This window comes from Vannielia litorea (genome assembly GCF_019801175.1).
GTDB classification, from domain to species: Bacteria; Pseudomonadota; Alphaproteobacteria; order Rhodobacterales; family Rhodobacteraceae; genus Vannielia; species Vannielia litorea_B.
This window is the reverse complement of sequence record NZ_JAHVJR010000001.1, coordinates 1,458,923-1,478,262: the sequence shown is the minus strand read 5'-3', so window position 1 is coordinate 1,478,262 and position 19,340 is coordinate 1,458,923. Positions and strand designations below refer to the sequence as shown.

The 19,340-nt window shown below is 66.7% G+C and carries 18 protein-coding genes and 1 tRNA gene; 9 read left to right on the top strand and 10 right to left on the bottom strand.

Annotated elements, in window-relative coordinates; genetic code table 11:
* Positions 1–39 precede the first annotated feature (39 nt).
* Positions 40–116: transfer RNA gene (locus KUV38_RS07315), tRNA-Arg, on the top strand.
* A 41-nt stretch (positions 117–157) separates the two neighbouring features.
* Here the strand turns inward: KUV38_RS07315 and KUV38_RS07310 are convergent.
* The 5 genes from KUV38_RS07310 to KUV38_RS07290 all read right to left on the bottom strand — a co-directional run bounded on the left by KUV38_RS07310 (position 158) and on the right by KUV38_RS07290 (position 5,310).
* Positions 158–991, bottom strand: coding sequence for a M15 family metallopeptidase (locus KUV38_RS07310; protein WP_222469412.1), 834 nt, complete (start codon positions 989–991; stop codon positions 158–160).
* On the bottom strand, positions 985–2,280 hold the full coding sequence (locus KUV38_RS07305) for a caspase family protein (protein WP_261385178.1): 1,296 nt from the start codon (positions 2,278–2,280) through the stop codon (positions 985–987). The genes KUV38_RS07310 and KUV38_RS07305 overlap by 7 nt, the downstream gene beginning before the upstream one ends.
* A gap of 154 nt (positions 2,281–2,434) precedes the next feature.
* Positions 2,435–3,442 carry a glycosyltransferase family 2 protein gene (locus KUV38_RS07300; protein ID WP_222469410.1) on the bottom strand — a complete coding sequence of 336 codons (1,008 nt, stop codon included), beginning with the start codon at positions 3,440–3,442 and terminating at the stop codon, positions 2,435–2,437.
* Between the two features lie 132 nt (positions 3,443–3,574).
* The gene (locus tag KUV38_RS07295; protein ID WP_222471000.1) at positions 3,575–4,555 is read right to left on the bottom strand and encodes an LLM class flavin-dependent oxidoreductase; all 981 of its coding nucleotides are present in this window, start codon (positions 4,553–4,555) and stop codon (positions 3,575–3,577) included.
* A 182-nt stretch (positions 4,556–4,737) separates the two neighbouring features.
* Positions 4,738–5,310 carry a YcbK family protein gene (locus KUV38_RS07290; protein WP_222469409.1) on the bottom strand — a complete coding sequence of 191 codons (573 nt, stop codon included), beginning with the start codon at positions 5,308–5,310 and terminating at the stop codon, positions 4,738–4,740.
* A gap of 412 nt (positions 5,311–5,722) precedes the next feature.
* Here KUV38_RS07290 and KUV38_RS07285 point away from each other — a divergent pair, with 412 nt between their 5' ends.
* The 5 genes from KUV38_RS07285 to KUV38_RS07265 all read left to right on the top strand — a co-directional run bounded on the left by KUV38_RS07285 (position 5,723) and on the right by KUV38_RS07265 (position 10,681).
* The gene (locus KUV38_RS07285) at positions 5,723–7,342 is read left to right on the top strand and encodes a murein L,D-transpeptidase (protein WP_222469408.1); all 1,620 of its coding nucleotides are present in this window, start codon (positions 5,723–5,725) and stop codon (positions 7,340–7,342) included.
* 7 nt (positions 7,343–7,349) lie between these two features.
* Entirely contained in the window at positions 7,350–8,441 is a 1,092-nt protein-coding gene (lpxD, locus tag KUV38_RS07280; RefSeq protein ID WP_222470999.1) for a UDP-3-O-(3-hydroxymyristoyl)glucosamine N-acyltransferase, read from the top strand.
* Between the two features lie 34 nt (positions 8,442–8,475).
* Positions 8,476–8,739, top strand: coding sequence for an acyl carrier protein (locus KUV38_RS07275; RefSeq protein WP_222469407.1), 264 nt, complete (start codon positions 8,476–8,478; stop codon positions 8,737–8,739).
* Positions 8,740–8,783: 44 nt separating this feature from the next.
* On the top strand, positions 8,784–9,992 hold the full coding sequence (locus KUV38_RS07270; protein ID WP_222469406.1) for a beta-ketoacyl-[acyl-carrier-protein] synthase family protein: 1,209 nt from the start codon (positions 8,784–8,786) through the stop codon (positions 9,990–9,992).
* 245 nt (positions 9,993–10,237) lie between these two features.
* Complete coding sequence (locus tag KUV38_RS07265; protein WP_222469405.1) at positions 10,238–10,681, top strand: NUDIX domain-containing protein; 444 nt, start codon at positions 10,238–10,240, stop codon at positions 10,679–10,681.
* Between the two features lie 53 nt (positions 10,682–10,734).
* On the opposite strand, the gene KUV38_RS07260 is transcribed toward KUV38_RS07265, so the two are convergent.
* Entirely contained in the window at positions 10,735–11,433 is a 699-nt protein-coding gene (locus tag KUV38_RS07260) for an invasion associated locus B family protein (protein WP_261385175.1), read from the bottom strand.
* A 491-nt stretch (positions 11,434–11,924) separates the two neighbouring features.
* Between KUV38_RS07260 and KUV38_RS07255 the strand changes: the two genes are divergently transcribed.
* On the top strand, positions 11,925–13,478 hold the full coding sequence (locus KUV38_RS07255; RefSeq protein WP_222469404.1) for a helicase HerA-like domain-containing protein: 1,554 nt from the start codon (positions 11,925–11,927) through the stop codon (positions 13,476–13,478).
* Between the two features lie 267 nt (positions 13,479–13,745).
* Here the strand turns inward: KUV38_RS07255 and yghX are convergent, their stop codons facing one another.
* Complete coding sequence (gene yghX / locus KUV38_RS07250; RefSeq protein WP_222469403.1) at positions 13,746–14,645, bottom strand: YghX family hydrolase; 900 nt, start codon at positions 14,643–14,645, stop codon at positions 13,746–13,748.
* A gap of 139 nt (positions 14,646–14,784) precedes the next feature.
* On the opposite strand from yghX, the gene KUV38_RS07245 reads away from it, so the two are divergent.
* Positions 14,785–15,144, top strand: a complete 360-nt coding sequence (locus KUV38_RS07245; RefSeq protein WP_222469402.1) for a DUF4440 domain-containing protein — start codon at positions 14,785–14,787, stop codon at positions 15,142–15,144.
* A 64-nt stretch (positions 15,145–15,208) separates the two neighbouring features.
* On the opposite strand, the gene KUV38_RS07240 is transcribed toward KUV38_RS07245, so the two are convergent.
* The gene (locus KUV38_RS07240) at positions 15,209–16,513 is read right to left on the bottom strand and encodes an HlyC/CorC family transporter (RefSeq protein ID WP_222469401.1); all 1,305 of its coding nucleotides are present in this window, start codon (positions 16,511–16,513) and stop codon (positions 15,209–15,211) included.
* Positions 16,514–16,622: 109 nt separating this feature from the next.
* Between KUV38_RS07240 and KUV38_RS07235 the strand changes: the two genes are divergently transcribed.
* Positions 16,623–17,105, top strand: coding sequence for a GNAT family N-acetyltransferase (locus KUV38_RS07235; protein WP_222469400.1), 483 nt, complete (start codon positions 16,623–16,625; stop codon positions 17,103–17,105).
* 84 nt (positions 17,106–17,189) lie between these two features.
* On the opposite strand, the gene KUV38_RS07230 is transcribed toward KUV38_RS07235, so the two are convergent.
* Positions 17,190–18,236: an extracellular solute-binding protein gene (locus tag KUV38_RS07230; protein WP_222469399.1), complete on the bottom strand. Its 1,047-nt coding sequence runs from the start codon at positions 18,234–18,236 to the stop codon at positions 17,190–17,192.
* A 186-nt stretch (positions 18,237–18,422) separates the two neighbouring features.
* Positions 18,423–19,298 (bottom strand): sulfotransferase domain-containing protein, encoded by an 876-nt coding sequence (locus KUV38_RS07225; RefSeq protein WP_222469398.1) that lies wholly within the window; start codon positions 19,296–19,298, stop codon positions 18,423–18,425.
* Positions 19,299–19,340: the final 42 nt, after the last annotated feature.

Sequence of the window (19,340 nt, the reverse complement as noted above, 5' to 3'; positions counted from 1 at the left end):
TGCGGGAGCAGGGCGGGGCGGCTATACGAGGCGCCACGCGGACCCATAGCTCAGCTGGATAGAGCGCTGCCCTCCGAAGGCAGAGGCCAGAGGTTCGAATCCTCTTGGGTCCGCCAGATTTCTCCGATCTTACAGATGCTTCGGCACGCCAGCACGCCTAGCCGCCGACGAGCCTCGCGTGCAGGATCAGTTCGGGCCGGTATTCGAAGTGCATGCCGTCGAAGTGGTGCCATTTGCCGCCCCAGATGAAGCCGTAGCGTTCCATCTGCCGCACGAGCGCCTCGGGGTATTGGTTGCGGTAGTTGCCCGCGTTGCCCTCGGTGCCGCCCGACCAGCGCCAGTAGCCGCCCAGTGCGGTGTTGAAATCCACTGCGATTCCAAAGCTGTGGGCGCTCAGGCGGGAGGTGCCGGCGATCTTGCGCCAGTTGAAGCTGCCGCCCACCTCGGCAAAGACCTTCTCCACCTCCGGCCCCTCTGCCGCAATGGCATCAAGCGCGGCCTGGAGTTGGGTCGCCACGCATTGCCGGCTGCTGGCCGAGAACCGGGCCGCCGTGGTGCCGCGCCGGAAGTCGGCGCGCTTGAGGCTCGCGGCCACCTCGGCCTCGCTCGCGCCATAGAGCGCCTTGAAGAGCGCGTCACTGCGGGCGCGGCCCGGGTCGAACCAAGGCTGCGCCCTCGCGCCGAGGTCGAAGGCGAGCGGGTAGACCTGCGCGAATGTCTCGGCAATCGACGGGTCGGCCAGCCGCTCTTGCGGTGTGCGGCCCGGATCTTCTCCCAGGGCGAATGTTTGTCCGTTGTAGGTGAGCACGCCCGCCGCCTCATCCACCGCCAGCCCCTCGTAGGCCAGCTCCAGCGCCAGCGCGATGGCAGGGCGTTCGGGGGCCGCCGGCAGTGGCAGCGCCAGAAAGTCCCGCGCCAGGCAGTCTGCCATGCTGGCAGGGGGCATCAGCCCCAGCGCCAGCGAGAGCGCGGCGAGCTTCGATCTCAGCATCCTTGCGCCTTTTCAGTGGCTTGCAGCATCTCGACCTGCTGCTTTTCGGCTGCGGTCAGGCGCGGCGAGCGGGTCGTGCAGCGGCTGGTGTCAAAGTACTGCTTGGCCTTGTCGGACTGGAAGCAGAAGCCCTTCTGATGAAAGATCAGGTTGCGCGCGTACCAGAGGTTGAAGCAGCTGTCTCCGGCCGGCACGGCAAGCTGCGCGGGGGGCGTCGGCGCGCTTGGGGCGAGCAGGGTTGCGAGGCGTTCCTCGGCGGCGGCAAGGTAGATCGGGCAGTCGGGATATTTGCGCAGGAAGGCCTTCAGCGCCTCGGCGCTCTCTGTGGTGGCCAGCACCTGCCAATCGCTCCGCGCCCTGTCGCAAGGGTCGATGGCGCGGGGCGCGGCCTGCAGCTGCGGTTCAGTGGCCTGAAGGGCGGGCGCCGCCATTGAGGCTGCTGCTGGGTTGAAGCTGAAGTCCCCGGAAAGCTGGTCGTAGTACGCCGGAAACTGGTTGTGCTGCACCGTACCGGCCATGTCGCGCACATCGGTCCTGACCGCCCGCACCAGATCGTGGATCGCCATGCCCTGTTGCCGAAGACGCGGCAGCAGGGCGCGGGTGAACACCGAGTTCGGGTCCGGGTCGCCATCCGAGAGCCTGTCCAGCGCGGTCTGCCCGGAGCCGGCAGAGAACAGGATGAAGGAGCCTTCCGGCGGGTCCATCCGCGCCAGCCCGGTCGCGCCGCCCAGCGAGCGTTGCGCATTGGTGGGGAAGGGGTTGTTGCGGCAGGCGTCGAGGATCAGCAGCGTCACCCGCGCGCCCCGCGACCTGAACCCGCTGAGCACCCGGTCGGCGGCGATGCTCTCGCTGACGACGAATTCCTCATCCCCCGGCAGGGCAGAGGGCACATCGGCCGGAAGCAGGTAGTTGCGCCCGTTCACCTCGATCCCATGACCGGCGAAATAGAACACCACCTCGTCGCCCGGCCTGATCTCAGCCGAAAAATGCGAGACCGCGCGGTTGAGGCTGCGCCGGTCGGCATCCAGCACCCGGGTCACCTTGAAGCCGACGCTCGCCAGCGTTTCCGACACGGCGGTGGCGTCGTTGTTCGCCTTCTGGAGCGGGGTGACGTTGTCGTAATTGTCGATGCCAACGACCAGTGCCAGCCGGGAGCCGGCGGAGGCGGGCAGGGCAATCGCGGAGCGGTCCTGCGCGCGCAGCGCGGGCGCGGCGCAGAGGCAGATCAGCAGAAGCAGAAGCGCCCGCAAAACCCGGTCAGGTCGAAGCCCTTGCTGCGCAATGGTCATCTGTTCCCCGCTCATCTGCCCACCACGCACCGGCAACGCGTGCGTGCCCTCGGGCCGTGAAATCGGAGCATGACGGCGGCGATATGTCAAACCCGTGATGCGCCGTGATCTGCGGTAGCATCGCGGGAGAGGGGCGGCCTGCGGGGCGGCGGCGCTAGCCCGCCATCTGTTCCGCGTGCTGCGCCCGGATCGTGTCGTAAAGCTCGCGGTACTCAGGCACCTGCATCAACTCCTGCGCCCGGTTGCGGTGCCATGCTAGCGCCGCCTCGTGCAGGCGCTTCAGCTCAGGGTCCTTCAGGAGCTCGTCCACCGCGTCGCGCAACCCGGGCAGGGCGGTGAAGCTGGTGTCTTCCACGTCGTTCCTGTTGAACCGCCGCCAGTATTTCATGGCATCTTCCATGTTCAGCACCGTCTCGGTCTGGCCCTTCAGCGGATTGGCCGAGCCACGGTCACGCTGAAGCAGGAAGCCTTGGTAGGAGCGGATGGTGTAATGCGCCACTTCGACCAGATCGAAGCCCGTGTGCACCGCCTTCATCCCCTTGAACGGCTCGGCGATGAGCTCACGCGGCAGCGGGGTGCCATTGCCGTTGACCCAGTTGACCCGGTCGAGGTCTTCTTCGGCGATCTGGGGGGAGTTGTTGTTGAACTTGAGCCAAGGAAAGTCGCCGCGGGCGAGGTATTTCACCGGGCTTCTGTGGCGGCTGCTGTCGCCGCGCCGCGTAAAGGTTTCCGTCACCAGCTTGTCGCCCGGCGCAATCTCGTCGACTCCGCCGTTGCCGAAGGTCTGCAACGACATGGTGATGCAATGGGCCTCGGGCAGGGCGGTGAAGAGATCTTCGAGCCGCCCGCCACCGGTGTTCACCCGCACAAACTCGTCGGCATCGAGATTGGTCACCCAGTCGGAGCGGCGCAGGCGGAGCACCTCGTTGATGTAGCGGATCAGGATGATGTGGTGGCGCGGGTTGGTGTGAAGGATTGAGGGGTTCGGCATGTGCCGCACCAGCCCCATCTCGTCGAGCCGTTCGAGGATCTGGTCGGTGCCGTCGGTGCAGTCGTTGGTGAAGACGAGCATGTCGTTCAGGCCGATGGCCCGGTTGTGGGCGACCCACTCCAGAATATACGGCCCCTCGTTCTTCATCGGGGTGATCGACGTCACGCGCATGTCACTCTGCTCCTCATGGCCCCTGCGGGCTCGGTTGCTTGCGCCGAGTCTACCCAATGGCGCGGTGCTTACCAATCGGCTCCGCAGGGCAGGCTTACGGTTGGGTTAATTCGGCGCAGGGGCGCAACAGGCTCAGCCGCCGAGCACCTCGGCGGCGATCCCGAAGCTCTTGAGCCGGGCGGCATGGTCGTGAATCTGCCCGGTGAGGATCAGCTCGTCGGGTGCATAGCGGGCGATCAGACTCTGGAGCTTCGCGGCCACCGTCTCGCGGCTGCCCACGGCGCTCACCTTCAGCGCCTCTTCCACCATCGCCAGTTCGGGCGGGGAGGCCAGCGCGGCGATGTCATCGACCGGAGCGGGCAGGTAGCCCGGCGTGCCGCGCCGCAGGTTGAGAAAGGCCTGCTGCATCGAGGTCCGCAGCCGCGTGCCCTCTGCATCCGTGTCGGCGGCGAAGACATTGACCGCCAACATGAAATGCGGCTCGGGGTGCGCCTCTGAGGGCCGGTAATTGGCGCGGTAGGTGGCGATGGCATCGTCGAGCGCACCGGGGGCGAAATGGGAGGCGAAGGCATAGGGCAGCCCGAGGTGGGCGGCCAGCTGCGCGCCGAAGAGCGAGGAGCCCAGCATCCAGATCGGCACCTGCGTGCCCATGCCCGGCACCGCCCGCACCCTCTGGTCCTCCTCCGGCGCGGCCAAGTAGCCCATCAGCTCCACCACATCCTGCGGAAAGGTATCTTCGCGGCCCAGCCCCCGGCGCAGGGCGCGGGCGGTGGCCATGTCGGTGCCCGGCGCGCGGCCAAGGCCAAGGTCGATCCGGCCGGGGTAGAGCGTGGCCAGCGTGCCGAAGGCCTCGGCCACCATCAGCGGGCTGTGGTTGGGCAGCATGATGCCCCCGGAGCCGACCCGGATGTTCTCGGTTGCGCCCGCCACATGGCCGATCAGCACCGCCGTCGCGGCAGAGGCGATGCCGACCATGTTGTGGTGCTCGGCCAGCCAGTAGCGACAGTAGCCCAAGGCCTCGGCATGGCGGGCCAGCTCAACCGTGTTTCGCAGCGCATCGGCGGTGGTGGCGCCCTGCGGAACGGGGGCGAGATCGAGCACGGAATAGGGGATCATCGGGGGGCCTCTTGCAGTGGTCCCGCGCATCTAGCGCCTTGCCCGCGCCGGGCAAGCGAAGCGCGCGTGTCGCGGCGGGCGCGCGGGCATGTTGCCTCACACCCGATGACGCCACCCCCAACAAAAAACGCCCGAGGCAAACCCGGGCGCGTTTCAGCAGGCCGGTGAGGGCAGGGGGCTTAGCCGCCCCAGCTGCGGACCACGCCGCAATCCATATGCACGAAGTTGGAGCCGTGGTAGCGGCCCACGCCGCCAGCGCGGCAGGCCTCGGCGGCCCGGGCTACCTGATTCACCGAGCGGGACTTCAGCCGCAGGTCGGCGGCCTGGCCCTTGAGGTGCAGCGAGTTCTTGGCCACGCCGCTGGAGCGCGAGCGCAGCATGGCGTTGGTCGCCGGGCTGCGGTAGCCCGAGAGCAGCATGTAGGGTTCGCGCACATCCAGCAGGTTGTGGGCGGCGGCGATGATGTCGATGGTGCGAATGTCGATCGCCTTCACCTCGTCGCGCCGCCAGTCGCGCATGAAGTAGTTCACTTCCTTGATGCTGTCCTTGATGTAATCGCCTTCGATCCAGTAGATCGCGTCCATGCTTTCGCCGGTCCGGCCATTGTACATGCGGATGCGGCGGATATCGCCAGCACCGCGGAGGAAGCCTGCTGCCTTGGTGTAGGTGGGTGCGGCCACGAGGGCCGTAGCGGCGAACGCTCCGAGCAACCCGCGCCGCGAGATTTTGGAAGAGCCTGTCTCGATTGTCATGCCTGTCCCCGTGCCCGTCTCTTGCACTTGGCCGCCTTTTCGGCTGACCGCGTTGTCATCCCATCCCCAGATGCACGTTTTCTATGCCACAAAGCGATTCTCCGGCCAAGGCGCAATTCTGCAACGCCCCTGTTTCGGGGGTAAATAAGCAGGAATTTGCTTAAGATCGCGTTGATCTGGAACAATTTTCAGCAGTGCCGTGGCGCGGCTTTGGCGCAACAGCGCAAGCCCTTAGGTTTGCCGCGCAATGCTCTGATTAGAAACAGTTAATTGCCAATTCGGCACAGTTTGCCCCCCTCCGCTCCGCACAAACCGACTCAAATGTGAATCGACAATCATGGAAGCTTCGGGAAACCTTGGGTAATCCTGATTGAAGCGAACACTTAGTCCCGAGGACCATATGCCCCTTTCGATGACGTTCCGCCCCGCCCGTGTTGGGCGCGCAGGCCTTGCCGCCTTCTTTCTGGGCTGTGCGGCCATAAGCCTTCCGGCCACGGCGCAAGACGTCAGCTCGCAGTTCCAGATCTCTGCCTTCAAGCAGGCGGTGGCCGAGTTCGCCTCGGAGAACGAGAGCATCGGGGCCTTCTACCGCAACCGCGATTACCAGCCGCTCTTCACCGGCGAAGCCGATGTGGAGCGCCGCGCGGCGCTGCTGCGGGCGCTGGCCTCGGCCGATGATCACGGGCTGCCCTCCGTCCGCTACGACCCCGCCGAGTTGAAGGCCGCCTTCGCGCAGGCCCGCTCCACCCGCGAGCGGGGCCGGGTCGAGGTGCTGGCGGCGCAGATGCTGGTGCAATTCGCCCGCGATCTGCAGTCGGGCGCCACCGAGCCGCGCAGGATCGACAGTGGCATCGTCCGCGAGATCCCGCGCCGCGCGCCAGAGGCGCTGCTCACCGAGTTCACCCGCAAGGAGCCGGCGCAGTTCTTCCGCGGCCTCATGCCCCGCACGCCCGAATATGTGCGGCTGATGCGCGGCAAGCTGGAGCTTGAGAAAACGGTCGCCCGTGGCGGCTGGGGCCCCACGGTGCAGGCCAAGGCGCTGGAGCCGGGGCAGGAGGGGCCTGCCGTAGTCGCTCTGCGTAACCGCTTGATCGCAATGGGCTATCTCGCCCGCTCGGCCTCGCAAAGCTACGACGCCGCGATTGAACGCGCGGTGCAGACCTTCCAGATCGATCACGGCCTCTCCGCCGATGGGGTCGCCGGGCCGGGCACCATCGCCGCGCTCAACGTCTCGCCGGTCACCCGGCTGGAGTCGGTCATCGTCGCCATGGAGCGCGAGCGCTGGCTGAACCGCCCGCGCGGCGAGCGCCACGTGCTGGTGAACATCCCCAACTTCAAGGCCCAGATCATCGACAACGGCAAGGTCACCTTCGAGACCCGTTCGGTGGTGGGCAAGAACGTCCCCGACCAGCGCACGCCCGAGTTCTCCGACACCATGGAGCACATGGTGATCAACCCCACCTGGAACGTGCCGCGCTCGATCGCCACCAAGGAATATCTGCCGCTGCTGCAGCGCAACCCCAACGCCGTCAGCCACCTGCGGGTAATCGACCGGCGGGGCCGGGTGGTGCCGCGCGGCGCGGTGAACTTCCGCGCCTACAACGCCCGCAACTTCCCCTTCGCCATCAAGCAGCCGCCCTCGCGCGGCAATGCGCTCGGGCTGGTGAAGTTCATGTTCCCGAACAAGTACAACATCTACCTGCACGACACGCCCTCCAAGAGCCTGTTCAACCGCGATGTCCGCGCCTTCTCGCACGGCTGCATCCGTCTGGCCGACCCGTTCGACTTTGCCTATGCCCTGCTGGCCCGGCAGACCGACGATCCTGTTGGCGCCTTCCAGTCGCGCCTGCGCACCGGGTCTGAAACGCGGGTCGATCTCGACGAGCAGGTGCCGGTCCACCTGATCTACCGCACCGCCTTCACCCAGGCCCGCGGCCAAATGAACTACCGCGACGATATCTATGGCCGCGACGCCCGCATCTGGAATGCGCTGGCCGAGATGGGGGTAAAGCTCCGCGGAGTCGAAAGCTGACACCGTGATACCCCTGAAGATAGAAGACATCGCCATCGCCCTCGGAGCCCGCTTCGAGGGCGATGGTGCGTTTGAGGTGACCCACGCCGCCGAACCGGCCCGCGCGGGTGCCGACGCGCTCGCGCTGGCGATGGACCCGAAATTTGCCGCCGGGCTGTCGGAAGGGGCGGCCAAGGCGGCGATGGTCTGGGAAGGAGCCGACTGGCAGGCGATGAACCTGACCGCGGTCATCTTCGCGCCCCGCCCGCGCTACGCCATGGCCGGGCTGACCGCGATGCTCGACGCTGGCCCGCGCATCGCCCCCGGCATCCACCCCTCCGCCGTGGTGGATGACACCGCGATCATCGGCGAGGGCGCCGCCATCGGCCCGCTGGCGGTCATCGGGGCAGGAGCCGTCATCGGCCCGAACGCCCGCATCGCCGCCCATGTGAGCGTGGCCAGCGGCGCACAGATCGGGGCCGACTGCCTGCTGCGCGAGGGCGTGCGCATCGGCCATTCCGTCACCATCGGCGAGCGTTTCATCGCCCAGCCCGGCGCGGTGATCGGCGGCGACGGCTTCTCTTTCGTCACCCCCGAGGCGGGCGCAGTCGAGGCTGTGCGGGCAACTTTGGGCGAACGCGGCGAGGCGGTGCAGCAGGCCTATGCCCGCATCCACTCCCTCGGCGGCGTGGTCATCGGCGACGACGTCGAGGTGGGCGCCAATTCCTGCATCGACCAAGGCACCATCCACCCCACCGAGATCGGCTCGGGCACCAAGATCGACAACCTCGTGCAGGTCGGCCACAACGTCCGTACCGGGCGCGATTGCCTGCTCTGCGGGCAGGTCGGCATCGCCGGTTCCACCCGGCTGGGCGACCGCGTGGTGCTAGGCGGGCAGGCGGGCGTCACCGACCATCTCGACATCGGCGATGACGTGATCGCAGGCGCCGGCACCCTGCTGCGCACCAACCAGCCCAAGGGTCGGGTGATGCTGGGAAATCCGGCGATGGAGATGAAGGCCAGCATCGAAGCCTACAAGGGCCTGCGCCGTCTGCCGCGCCTTCATGCAGACGTTACAGAGTTGCGAAAGAAGCTTTCCAAACCCGGCCCCAGCACATAAATGGGCACAAGGGCGTAACAGACAGGTGGGCGGTATGTCGGACGCAGTCAAAACCAAGGTCATCCAGATCATCGCCGAGCAGGCCGTGCTCGAACCATCGGACGTGAAGATGGACAGCACGCTCGAAAGCCTCGGCATCGACAGCCTCGGGCTGGTCGAGAGCATCTTTGCCATCGAAGAGGCCTTCGACATTCAGGTGCCCTTCAACGCCAACGAACCCTCCGAGAGCGATTTCGATATCTCCTCGGTGGCGGCCATCGTCGAGGCCGTCGAAGGGCTGGTGAAAGAACAGGCCTGACGGCCGCAGCAAGACCCCGAAAGGCAAGCCCGATGCCCCGAGCCATGAACCGCGTCGTGATCACCGGCATGGGCACGATCAATGCGCTCGGCAAGAGCGTGCCCGAGACCTTCACCGCCATGGCCGAAGGCCGCTGCGGGATCGATACCATCAACGTCCGCGACGTGGAGCGCCTCTCGGTGCAGATCGGCGGGCAGGTGCGCGGCTTCGATCCCGAAGAGTTCTTCAACCGCCAGCAGATCGCGCTCTACGACCGCTTCACCCAGTTCACCATGCTCGCCGCCAAGGAGGCGCTGGCCCAATCGGGGCTGGAGTTTCACGGGCTGCTGGCCGATGAGGCAGGCGCGATCTTCGGCACCGCCGGGGGCGGGGTGAACACCTGGGATGAGAACTACCGCACGGTCTATGAGGAGGGGAAGAACCGGGTCCACCCCTTCGTCGTGCCCAAGCTGATGAACAACGCCGCCGCCTCCCACGTCAGCATGGAGTACAACCTCAAGGGCCCGAGCTACTCGGTCTCCACAGCCTGCGCCTCCTCCAACCACGCGATGGGGCAGGCCTTCCACATGGTCCGCTCCGGCGCCAGCCGCGCGATGGTCACCGGCGGGGCCGAGGCCATGCTCAGCTTCGGCGGGGTGAAGGCCTGGGAGGGGCTGCGGGTGATGAGCAAGGACGCTTGCCGTCCGTTCTCCGCCAACCGCAACGGGATGGTGCAGGGCGAGGGTGCGGCGGTCTTCGTCTTCGAAGAGATGGGCCACGCCCGCGCGCGCGGCGCCGATATCCTCGCCGAGGTGGTGGGCTTCGCCATGTCGTCGGACGCTGCCGATATCGTCATGCCTTCCAAGCAGGGCGCTGCACGTGCGGTGCGCGGCGCGCTCCGCGACGGTGGCATCACCCCCGCCGAGGTCGGCTACATCAACGCCCACGGCACCGGCACCGCAGCCAACGACAAGACCGAATGTGCCGTGGTGGCCGATGTCTTCGGCTCCCACGCCGACAAGCTGATGATCTCATCCACCAAGTCGATGCACGGCCACCTGATCGGCGGCACCGGCGCGGTGGAGCTTCTGGCCTGCATCATGGCCCTGCGCGACGGGGTGATCGCCCCCACCATCGGCTACGAGGAGCCTGACCCGGAATGCGCGCTCGACGTGGTGCCCAACGAGGCCCGCGACGCCAAGGTCGATGTTGTCCTCTCCAACGCCTTCGCCTTCGGCGGGCTGAACGCGGTGCTGGCACTGAAGAAGGTCTGAAACAGCTGCCGCCCGTTCCGGCTCACCCGGCCGAACCAGCAGAGGGCTGGCCCCAGCGGCAAGCACACCTGTTCGGAACATTTGAATCAAATGCGCCCCTGATAAACCGCGCCCCTGATCTTCATCTTGGTTCAAATATCTCCGGGGGGTGTGGGGGGCTGGCCCCCCACTGAAAGCCGTGGTGTGGGGGGCTGGCCCCCCACTCCGACGCTTGCAAACTGCGATACGCCCGCCAAACTCGCCCAATGCACCCTGCCCAACACCCACCCACGCCCAAAGCCCTCGCCGCCGTCCTCCGTGGCCCCGCCACCGCCCGCGAGCTGCTGATCTTTCGCCACCCGCTCACCGGTGACCAGCTGCCCAAGGGCACCATCGAGCCGGGGGAAGACCCGGCCGAGGCGGCCATCCGCGAGCTGCAGGAAGAATCCGGCCTCATCCTCTCCAACCCAACCGGCATCGGCACATGGCACCGCCCGTGGGAGGAAGGCTATTCCGCGCCCCAGCTCTGGCACCTCTTCGCCTTCGAGGCGCCCGCAGGCCTGCCCGAGTGCTGGGATCACGTGGCCGAGGGCAGCCCGGCCGAGGCAGGGCTGATCTTTGCCTACCGCTGGGCCGCGCTCACCCCGGGGCTCGCGCAGGCCATGCGCCCACTCTTCTCACCGGTGGTCAGCCGAATTCTTGCCGCCTAAACGTAAAACGCCGCCCCGAAGGGCGGCGCTTCAAACTCGATCTTTGGCTAACCTCAGTTGCCGGCCACTTGCGCCTGCAGCGAGGTGAACCCGGCGGTGAAGCCGGTGAGCGACACCTTCAGACGCACGCGCTGATCGGGCGCGCCAGCGGGCACCAGCGAAAGCGTGGCGGCGCTGCCGGCCTTGAAGCCGTTCACATCGGCCTGGGTCATCCCGATCCGCGAAATGCAGCCGATCCGGGTGCAGAAGGTGTAGGGGTAGCGCTTGCCCTGCGAGCCATCGACCGAAAGCGTGATCTGCTCGGTCAGCAGGGTCTCCAGCGGGGTGACGATATTGGCGCCGGCCACGGCCTGGCCACCGGCGGGCAGGGCGAAAAGATTGATCTCGGCCACTGCATTGCCGCCTTCATCGCTCAGCAGCTGGTAGAGCTGGCATTGCTCTTCCTCAACACCCTCGACCTTGGCGCAGCGCAGCTCCCAGTCGCCGTGGGTTTCCTTGGTGTAGGGCGCGGCGGGGTCGGTCCCGGCGGCGGCCTGGCCTTCCGGCGTGCCCATGTTCAGCCCGGCATCGGGGGAGGGGGTGGCGGCCTCTTCGGCCGCCGCATCCGCCGCGCCTTCACCGGCAGCCTCGGCGGGCGCTTCGGTGGTGGTCTCTTCGGCAGGGGCTTCCTCGGTGGTGGTGGCGTCCTGTGCCCAGAGCGGCGTGGCCGCGATCATCAGCGCCAGAAAACTCGCTTTTGTCAGATTCTGCATAGTCCTCAACAACCTTCTCGGGTTTTGAAATCGTGCCGCCGTCTAGCACAGGGCGCAGGGGATGTCAGGGAGAAATGCGGGCGCTCTGACAGGACCGTGAGGGGGCAGATCGGCGGCGCTCCGCGGCGCGGCTCAAGACCTGAAAAAGGGCCCCGAGAGGCCCTTTTGTGCGGGTCCGTTTACCGGCCCGAACGGCTGTTTTTTGCCGCTATGTGCAACCACGAGGGCTGCCTGTTCTTGGTTCTCCCTGCCGGACTGGCCGACTTGATGCCCGGACGCTATGGCAACTTGCCGCAGCCGTCAACAGCTAAAAGAACACCCCCCAAGAATTTGAACACGCTCAGAAAAAAGCCGCGTCACGAGTGTGACGCGGCCAGTCTGACAGGGAGGAAGTCAATCCGGGCCAAGAGGACGGAGGCCCGAACAAGATCGATACTGGCAGAGAAAGGTTAATACTTTATGTTGGGCCCGAAACAGGACTGGAGGGCCATATGAGCGGGTCGATTTTCGTGGGTGGCGGCGGTGAGGGCTATGGCGATCCGCAGGAGCTTTTGCTGAACTACGCCAACCGGCACGGGCTGATCGCCGGGGCCACCGGCACCGGCAAGACGGTGACACTCCAGATCCTCGCCGAGAGTTTCTCGGCCAATGGCGTCCCGGTGTTCCTCTCGGATGTGAAAGGCGATCTCTCCGGCCTTGCCAAATCCGGCTCGCCCGAGGCCAAGCTGCACGCCCCCTTCTTGGAGCGGGCCGCCAAGATCGGCTTCTCCGATTATAGCTACAGCGATTTCCCCGTCACCTTCTGGGATCTCCACGGCGAGCAGGGCCACCCGGTGCGCACCACCGTCGCCGAGATGGGCCCGCTGCTGCTGGCCCGCCTGCTGGAGCTGTCCGAGGCGCAAGAGGGCATCCTCAACATCGCCTTCCGCGTGGCTGATGAGCAGGGCCTGCCGCTGCTCGACCTCAAGGATCTGCAATCGCTGCTGGTCTGGGTCGGCGAAAACCGGTCCGAGCTGAGCCTGCGCTACGGCAATGTCTCCACCGCCTCCATCGGCGCCATCCAGCGCCGCCTTCTGGTGCTCGAGAACCAGGGCGCCACCCAGTTCTTCGGCGAGCCCGCGCTCTCGCTCGATGATCTCTTCCTGACCGACGCAGAGGGCAGGGGCCGCATCAACATCCTCGCCGCCGACAGGCTGATGGGCGCGCCCCGGCTCTACGCCACCTTCCTGCTCTGGATGCTCTCCGAACTCTTCGAGATGCTCCCCGAGGTCGGCGACCCCGACAAGCCCAAGCTGGTGTTCTTCTTCGACGAGGCGCACCTGCTGTTCGACGACGCGCCCAAGGCGCTGGTCGACAAGGTCGAGCAGGTGGCGCGGCTGATCCGCTCGAAGGGCGTGGGCGTTTACTTCTGCACCCAGAACCCGGCGGATGTGCCCGAGGATATCCTCGGCCAGCTCGGCAACCGGGTGCAGCACGCGCTCCGCGCCTTCACCGCCAAGGACCGCCGCGAGCTGCGTCAGGCCGCCGAAACCTACCGTGACAACCCCCGCTTCTCGACCGAGGACGCGATCCGCGAGGTCGGCACCGGCGAGGCCGTTACCTCCTTCCTGATCAAGAAGGGCGCGCCCGGCATCGTGGAGCGCACCCTGATCCGCCCGCCCTCGTCGCAACTCGGCCCGATCTCCGCCGCCGAGCGCGGCGGGGTCATCGGCGCCTCGCCTGTGGCGGGCAAGTATGACACCGCCGTAGACCGGGAGAGCGCCTACGAGATGCTCGCCAAACGCGCCGAGGCGGCAGCCAAGGAGGCCGAAGCGGCGGAGGAGAAAGAGGACGAGGCCGAGATGGCCGAGCGCGAGTTCAAGGCAGGGCGCCGCTACTCCGGCACCCGCGTCTCCCGCTCCACCTCCAAGCCGACCCGCTCCCGCAGTTCCCGCTCGGACTCCGTGGGCGAGGCCTTTGCCAAAAGCTTCGCCCGCCAGCTCGGCACCCGCAGCGGCAAGGCACTGGTGCGCGGCATCTTCGGCACGCTGTTTTCGGGGCGGTAGGTGCGGGACGTGTCCCCAAGCCTCTGACGCGCCGCTTCAGAGTGGCCCCGCCCGATGCGCGCCGTAAGGCGCCGGGCAGCGCCGACCCGTCCGTCGCACCAGAGGTGCGCCGAGTTTTTGTCGGCCCGCCTTTGGCGGGACGGGGCGGCGCTTTGGTGAGGGGTGTGCGGAGCATACAGCGAGCGCCTGAGCTGCGCCATAAAGTGCCATGAGCGAGCGTCAGCAGCGCCACCCCTCGGCTCGGCGCTGCCCGGCGCGCCCCGCGCTCTACGTCAGATAGCGGTTGAACCACTCCACCGTCCGCTCCCAAGCGAGCGTCGCGGCGTCCTCGTCATACCGGGGCGTGGTGTCATTATGGAACCCGTGGTTGGCCCCGGCGTAGATATGCCCCTCATAGACCTTGCCATGCTCCTTCAGCGCCGCCTCGTAATCCGGCCAGCCCGCGTTGATCCGCTCGTCCAGCTCGCCGTAATGCAGCAGCAGCGGCGCTTGGATCTTCGGCACATCTTCGACCGAGGCCTGGCGGCCATAGAACGGCACGCTCGCCCCCATCTCCGGGTAGGCCACCGCCAGCGCATTGCACACGCCGCCGCCATAGCAGAAGCCCACGGCCCCCACCTTGCCGGTGCTGCCCTCGTGGTTCATCAGGTGCTCGAACCCGGCGAAGAAGTCGTTCATCAGCTTGGCGCCGTCGAGTTCGCGCTGCATCTCGCGCCCCTCGTCGTCATTGCCCGGATAGCCGCCCGCAGGGGTCAGCCCGTCGGGGCCCAGCGCCAGAAAGCCCGCCTTGGCCACGCGGCGCACCACATCCTCGATATAGGGGTTCAGCCCCCGGTTCTCGTGGATCACCAGCACGGCGGGCAGCTTGCCCTCCACGCCCGCAGGCCGCGCCATCAACGCCTTGATGGTGCCATGCCCCTCGGGGCTGTCGTATTCCACCACCTCGGTCTCGATATCGGGGTCATCCGGGGCGACCTGCTGGGCCAGCGCATAGTTGGGCTGCAGGCTCTCCAGCACCGCCGCCGCGGTCACGCCCGCCGCCACGTATTTGCCCGCGCCCTTCAGAAAGTCGCGCTTGCTCATCTTGCCGTGCACGTAGCCATCGTACATTTCGAGCAGCTTAGGGTGAAAGTCGCTTGCCGTCATCCGGCCTGTCGGTTTGTTCATCGGAGGTCTCCCTGTTCCCGAGGTTCCGCGTCATCCCGGCGCGAGGCTAGCACCCCGCAGGCAAGCCGCCGCCTCACGTTCCCGTCATCCGGAACCCGCGCCGCCCACCGCCCGTTGAGCGGGTGAAAGGAGGCCCGACATGACCGAGGCAGACTTCTGGAAGATGGAAGAGAAATACTGGACCGGCGGGGCCGACTATGCCCGCTCGGTCACCCGTGACGATGCGGTATTCGTCTTTCCCTATCCGGCGGGCATCCTTGGCGCCGAGGCCTCGATGAAGGGGCTGGAGGGCGCCGCGCCTTGGCGCTCCGTCACCTTCCACGACCACAGCTTCACCCGGCAGGGGCCGGTGGCGGTGCTGGCCTACAAGGCGCAGGCAGAGCGCGATGGTGAAGACTACACCGCGCTCTGCGCCTCGACATATGTGGATGATGGCGACGGCTGGCGGATGATGAGCCACCAGCAAACCCCCGCCGCCGTGGCCGACGCCGGCGCGTAGGCTGGGCAATCTGCCCACCGAACCGACCTGCTTTCAGTAGGGCGGGTGCAGCCCCACAACCAGCCTACTCGGCCAGCGTCGCCAAAGGCCGCAGCTTCAACCGTGTCAGCCGGTTATCCTTCCGCGCCACCACCTCGAACCGGAAGCCGTGGAACGAAAACACCTGCCCAACGGTCGGGATCGCCTGCGCCTCGTGAATCACGAGGCCCGCGACGGTGTTGGCCTCCTCGTCCGGCAGGTTCCAATCGGTGGCGCGGTTCAGGTCACGGATGGTCATGGCGCCATCCACGATCCAGTCACCCGCATCGGTGCGGCGCAGCGGGTGATCCTCGTCGAGGTCGAACTCGTCGGTGATCTCGCCCACGATCTCCTCGAGAATGTCCTCTAGCGTGATCAAACCCTGCAGGGTGCCGTATTCGTCCACCACCAGCGCAAAATGCGTGTTCCGCCGCAGGAACTGGCGCATCTGGTCGTCCAGCGTGGTGGTCTCGGGCACGAAATAGGGCTCCATCGCCACATCCATCACGTCCAGCGTGCTCAGCGCCTCGGGCGCCCCGCCAGAGGCCAGCGCGGCCCGGTGGATCGCCCGCAGCAGATCCTTCGCGTGGATCACACCAACGATGTTTTCCTTGTCGTCCTTGTAGAGCGGCAACCGGGTGTGGCGGCTTTCCAGCGCCTGCGCGAGCACCTCGTCGGGCGTGGCATCCACGTCGATCATCTCGATCTGCGAGCGGTGGAGCATGATCTCCTCCACCGTCCGGTCGCCAAGGTCCAGCGCGCCCAGCAGCCGGTCGCGGTCTTCCTTCTGCACCACACCCTCGGAATGGCCCAGCGCCAGCGCCCCGGCGATCTCTTCATGCACGCTGAAGAGCTGGCCGTCCGGGTCGGTCTGCACCCCGAAGAGCCGCAGGATCGCCCGCACCAGCGCCTGAATGGTGCGTACGACCGGCGACAGGATGGTAACCAGCAGGCTGATCGGCCGCGCCACCCGGCTGGCCGCGCTCTCGGCGTTGGAGATCGCATAAGTCTTCGGCAGCACCTCGGCAAAGACCAGCACCAGCAGGGTCATCACCAGCGTCGCCAGCGCCACGCCGCCCTCGCCGAAAATCCGGGTGAACAGCGCGGTCGCGAGCGAGGCCGCGAGAATGTTCACCACGTTGTTGCCCAGCAGCACGGCGCCAATCAGCCGCTCGCTGTCTTCGGTCACCTCCAGCGCCACCTCGGCGCCGCGCTCGCCTTTGTCGGCCTTCGAGCGCAGCTTGCCACGTGAGGCCGCGGTGAGCGCGGTCTCGGAGCCAGAGAAGAATGCGGAACAGATGAGCAGCAACAATATGCTGCCGGCGGTCAGCCAGAATGCGGTGTCGATCACGAAAGGGGGCCGGGTTGCCTCATGGTGGCACAGTTATGGGGTGCGGGGGCAGCAGGTTCAAGATGGCGCGACACTTCCCGCACGTCCCTCCGCCGCCTAAACTCGCGCCATGCCCGCCCGCATCACCTTCCGCCCCGCCACACTGGCCGATTTGCCGATGCTCCGGCGCTGGCTGGCCGTGGCCGAGGTGGCCCGCTGGTGGGGGCAGGACGACCCTTTCGATGCCGAGGCGCTGGAGGGCACCCGCCACGTGCCGCACATCGTCTCGCTAGAGGGCCAGCCCTTCGCCTATATCCAAGATTACGACCCCCACGGCTGGCCCGATCACCCCTTTGCCCACCTGCCGCCGGGATCGCGCGGGATCGACCAGTTCATCGGCCTGCCAGAGCTGCTGGGGCAGGGGCATGGCCCGGCCTTCATCCGCGCCCGTATGGCCAGCCTCTACGCCGCCGGTGCGCCGGTGATCTGCACCGATCCGCACCCCGACAATACCCGCGCCATCAGCGCCTATACCAAATGCGGCTTCACCATCTCCGGCCCCCCGCGCGACACGCAATGGGGCCGCATCCTGCCGATGGAAGCGCCTGCGTAGGGTGCGCATTCATGGCGCACCGCCGCCCCACCAAACGAAAACGGCGACCCGAAGGCCGCCGCTCGCATCCGGATATGACCGTGGTCAGAACCCGGCCTTGATCTTCTCGAACTCGGCGATCATCTGCTCGCGCAGCGCGTTGTCCATCGGCAGCTGGGCCAGCACCGGGGCGCTCACCTCGCCAAGGCCCACCTCGTCGAGAGTGCCGCTGTCGATCTTGGCCATTTCCTCGGTGTTGGAGTTGCCGTAGCCCCATTCGCTCACGATGTACTCGACCGAGGAGGGCGAGAGCCACGAGTTGATGAAGTCATGCGCCTTGTCTTCCGAGCCGGGGCCATCGACGAGGTTCACGTAGCCGCAGAACCAGACCGAGGAGCCTTCTTCCGCCTCGCGCTGAAAGCCGATGTTGTAGCCATCGCCGCGCATCGAGGCAGGCGTCTCGCTCCAAGCCCAGGAGAACAGCACTTCGCCCGTCGCCATCAGCTGCGCCAGCTCGGCGCCATCGGCCCAATAGGCGCGCACGTTCGGGTGCACCTCGCGCAGCCATGCGCTGGCCGCCTCGAAATCTTCCTGAGTTGCCTGCGTCCAGTCGCTCACGCCGGTCGCCAGATAGGCCAGCGCGTAGATGTCATCCACGTTGTCGGGCAGCGAGATGCGGCCCGCATATTGCGGGTCCTTGAACACCTGAAGCGTGGTCAGATCATCGGCGGTCATCTCGTCGGCGTTGAAGGCAATGGCCGTCGAGCCGTTGTCCGCCGGGATGAAATAGACCTGATCGCCATCGGTAAAGATCGGGTCGGCCTTGTAGCTCTCGGCCACGGTCGCGTAGCGCGGGATCTTCGAAATGTCCCACGGCTCGATCAGCCCGGCCTGCCGCCATTTGTCCACCGACTGAGAGCAGGGGTGGGCAATGTCGGCCTTGAAGCCCGAGCGCAGCTTCTGGAAGGCTTCCTCTTCTTCGCCGAAGAAGGTGAAGGTCGGGTTGTCGCCGTATTTCTCGATGTACTCGCCAAAGAAGCCCGGGTCCTCGAAGCCCGACCAGTCGAAGATCAGGAGCTCGGAGTCGGCCGCGCTTGCGGTGAGCGTGGTGGAGAGAAGAAGCGCCGCAGCAGCAGAAAAGTGTCGCGCCATTTGTGGTGGGTCCTCCGGTTGGCGGGTGTGATCACGGTTCAGAACGCTAGACGCGCCCGGCCTGCCTCACAAGGATAAAAACGCGCGGTCGCCGCTGTGCAGGGCAGGGGAGCCGCCCTGCCTGTTTTGCAGGCAGCGCAGGGCCGCGGCGAACCGCCGACGCGTGCCATGCTTCCATCATCCGCCTCAGGCTTCCGCCCCAAACTCCAGCCAGCGCCGGGCCTCCGGATCGAGCTCCGCCTGCATCGCCGCGTCATAGGCCTCCAGTTCCGCCGCACTCAGCTTGCCCTCCCACTGGCCATTCGCCCCGCTGGCAAAGAACCCGGCATCGGAGCGGAAAAACCCCTTGCCACCCGAAGGGCAGAACCGCGCGGCATCGGCCTTCATGTTGTCGAAGGTCGCCGCCTCCACCAGCCGGGCCATCAGCTCCGGCGGGTGGGTCACGCCCAAGATCTCCGCCACTCGCGCGAACGCCCCCGCCAGATCGCGGCGCATGTCGGCAAAATGGAACAGGTGCACGTTGTCCCGCTCCGCCACCGCCCGCGCGGCCTCGTAGTGCCGCAAGATATGCGCCAGCGGCATCGCATCGGTGTCAAACCCCTCCGGCCCGCCATCGATAAAACGCTTGAAGGCAATGCCGCCCGGGTCCTCCTCGGGATACCAGTGATCGAACCACCGCAGCGGCGTATTGCGCACATGGTTGCGGAACGAAAAATGCGCATCGAGCGGGTGCCGGAACACGCAGAGGTACTGCGCCGCCCCGTCCAGCGGTACGCCATCCATCGGCGTGTGGCTCTTCATGCTCCGCCGCTCCGCCATCGCTTCCAGCCGCGCGGCCACCTCGTCGATGTCACGCAGCCGGATATCGACCCACGGCATCCGGATCGAAAGTTCGGTCTCCACTCCCGGGTCGCCCGAGAGCAGCAGCGCCACGATGGTCTGCATCCATGTCGTGCCGCATTTCGGCGGGGTGACGACGATCACGTCATCGGGCCGGATCGCCACTCGTTCCCACCGCCGGTTGTCTGTCAGCGGCCCAAGGTAAAGCCTGCGCTGTGCCATATCCGTCCGCCCCCGCCTGCCGTCATCTCCGCCAGCCTAGGG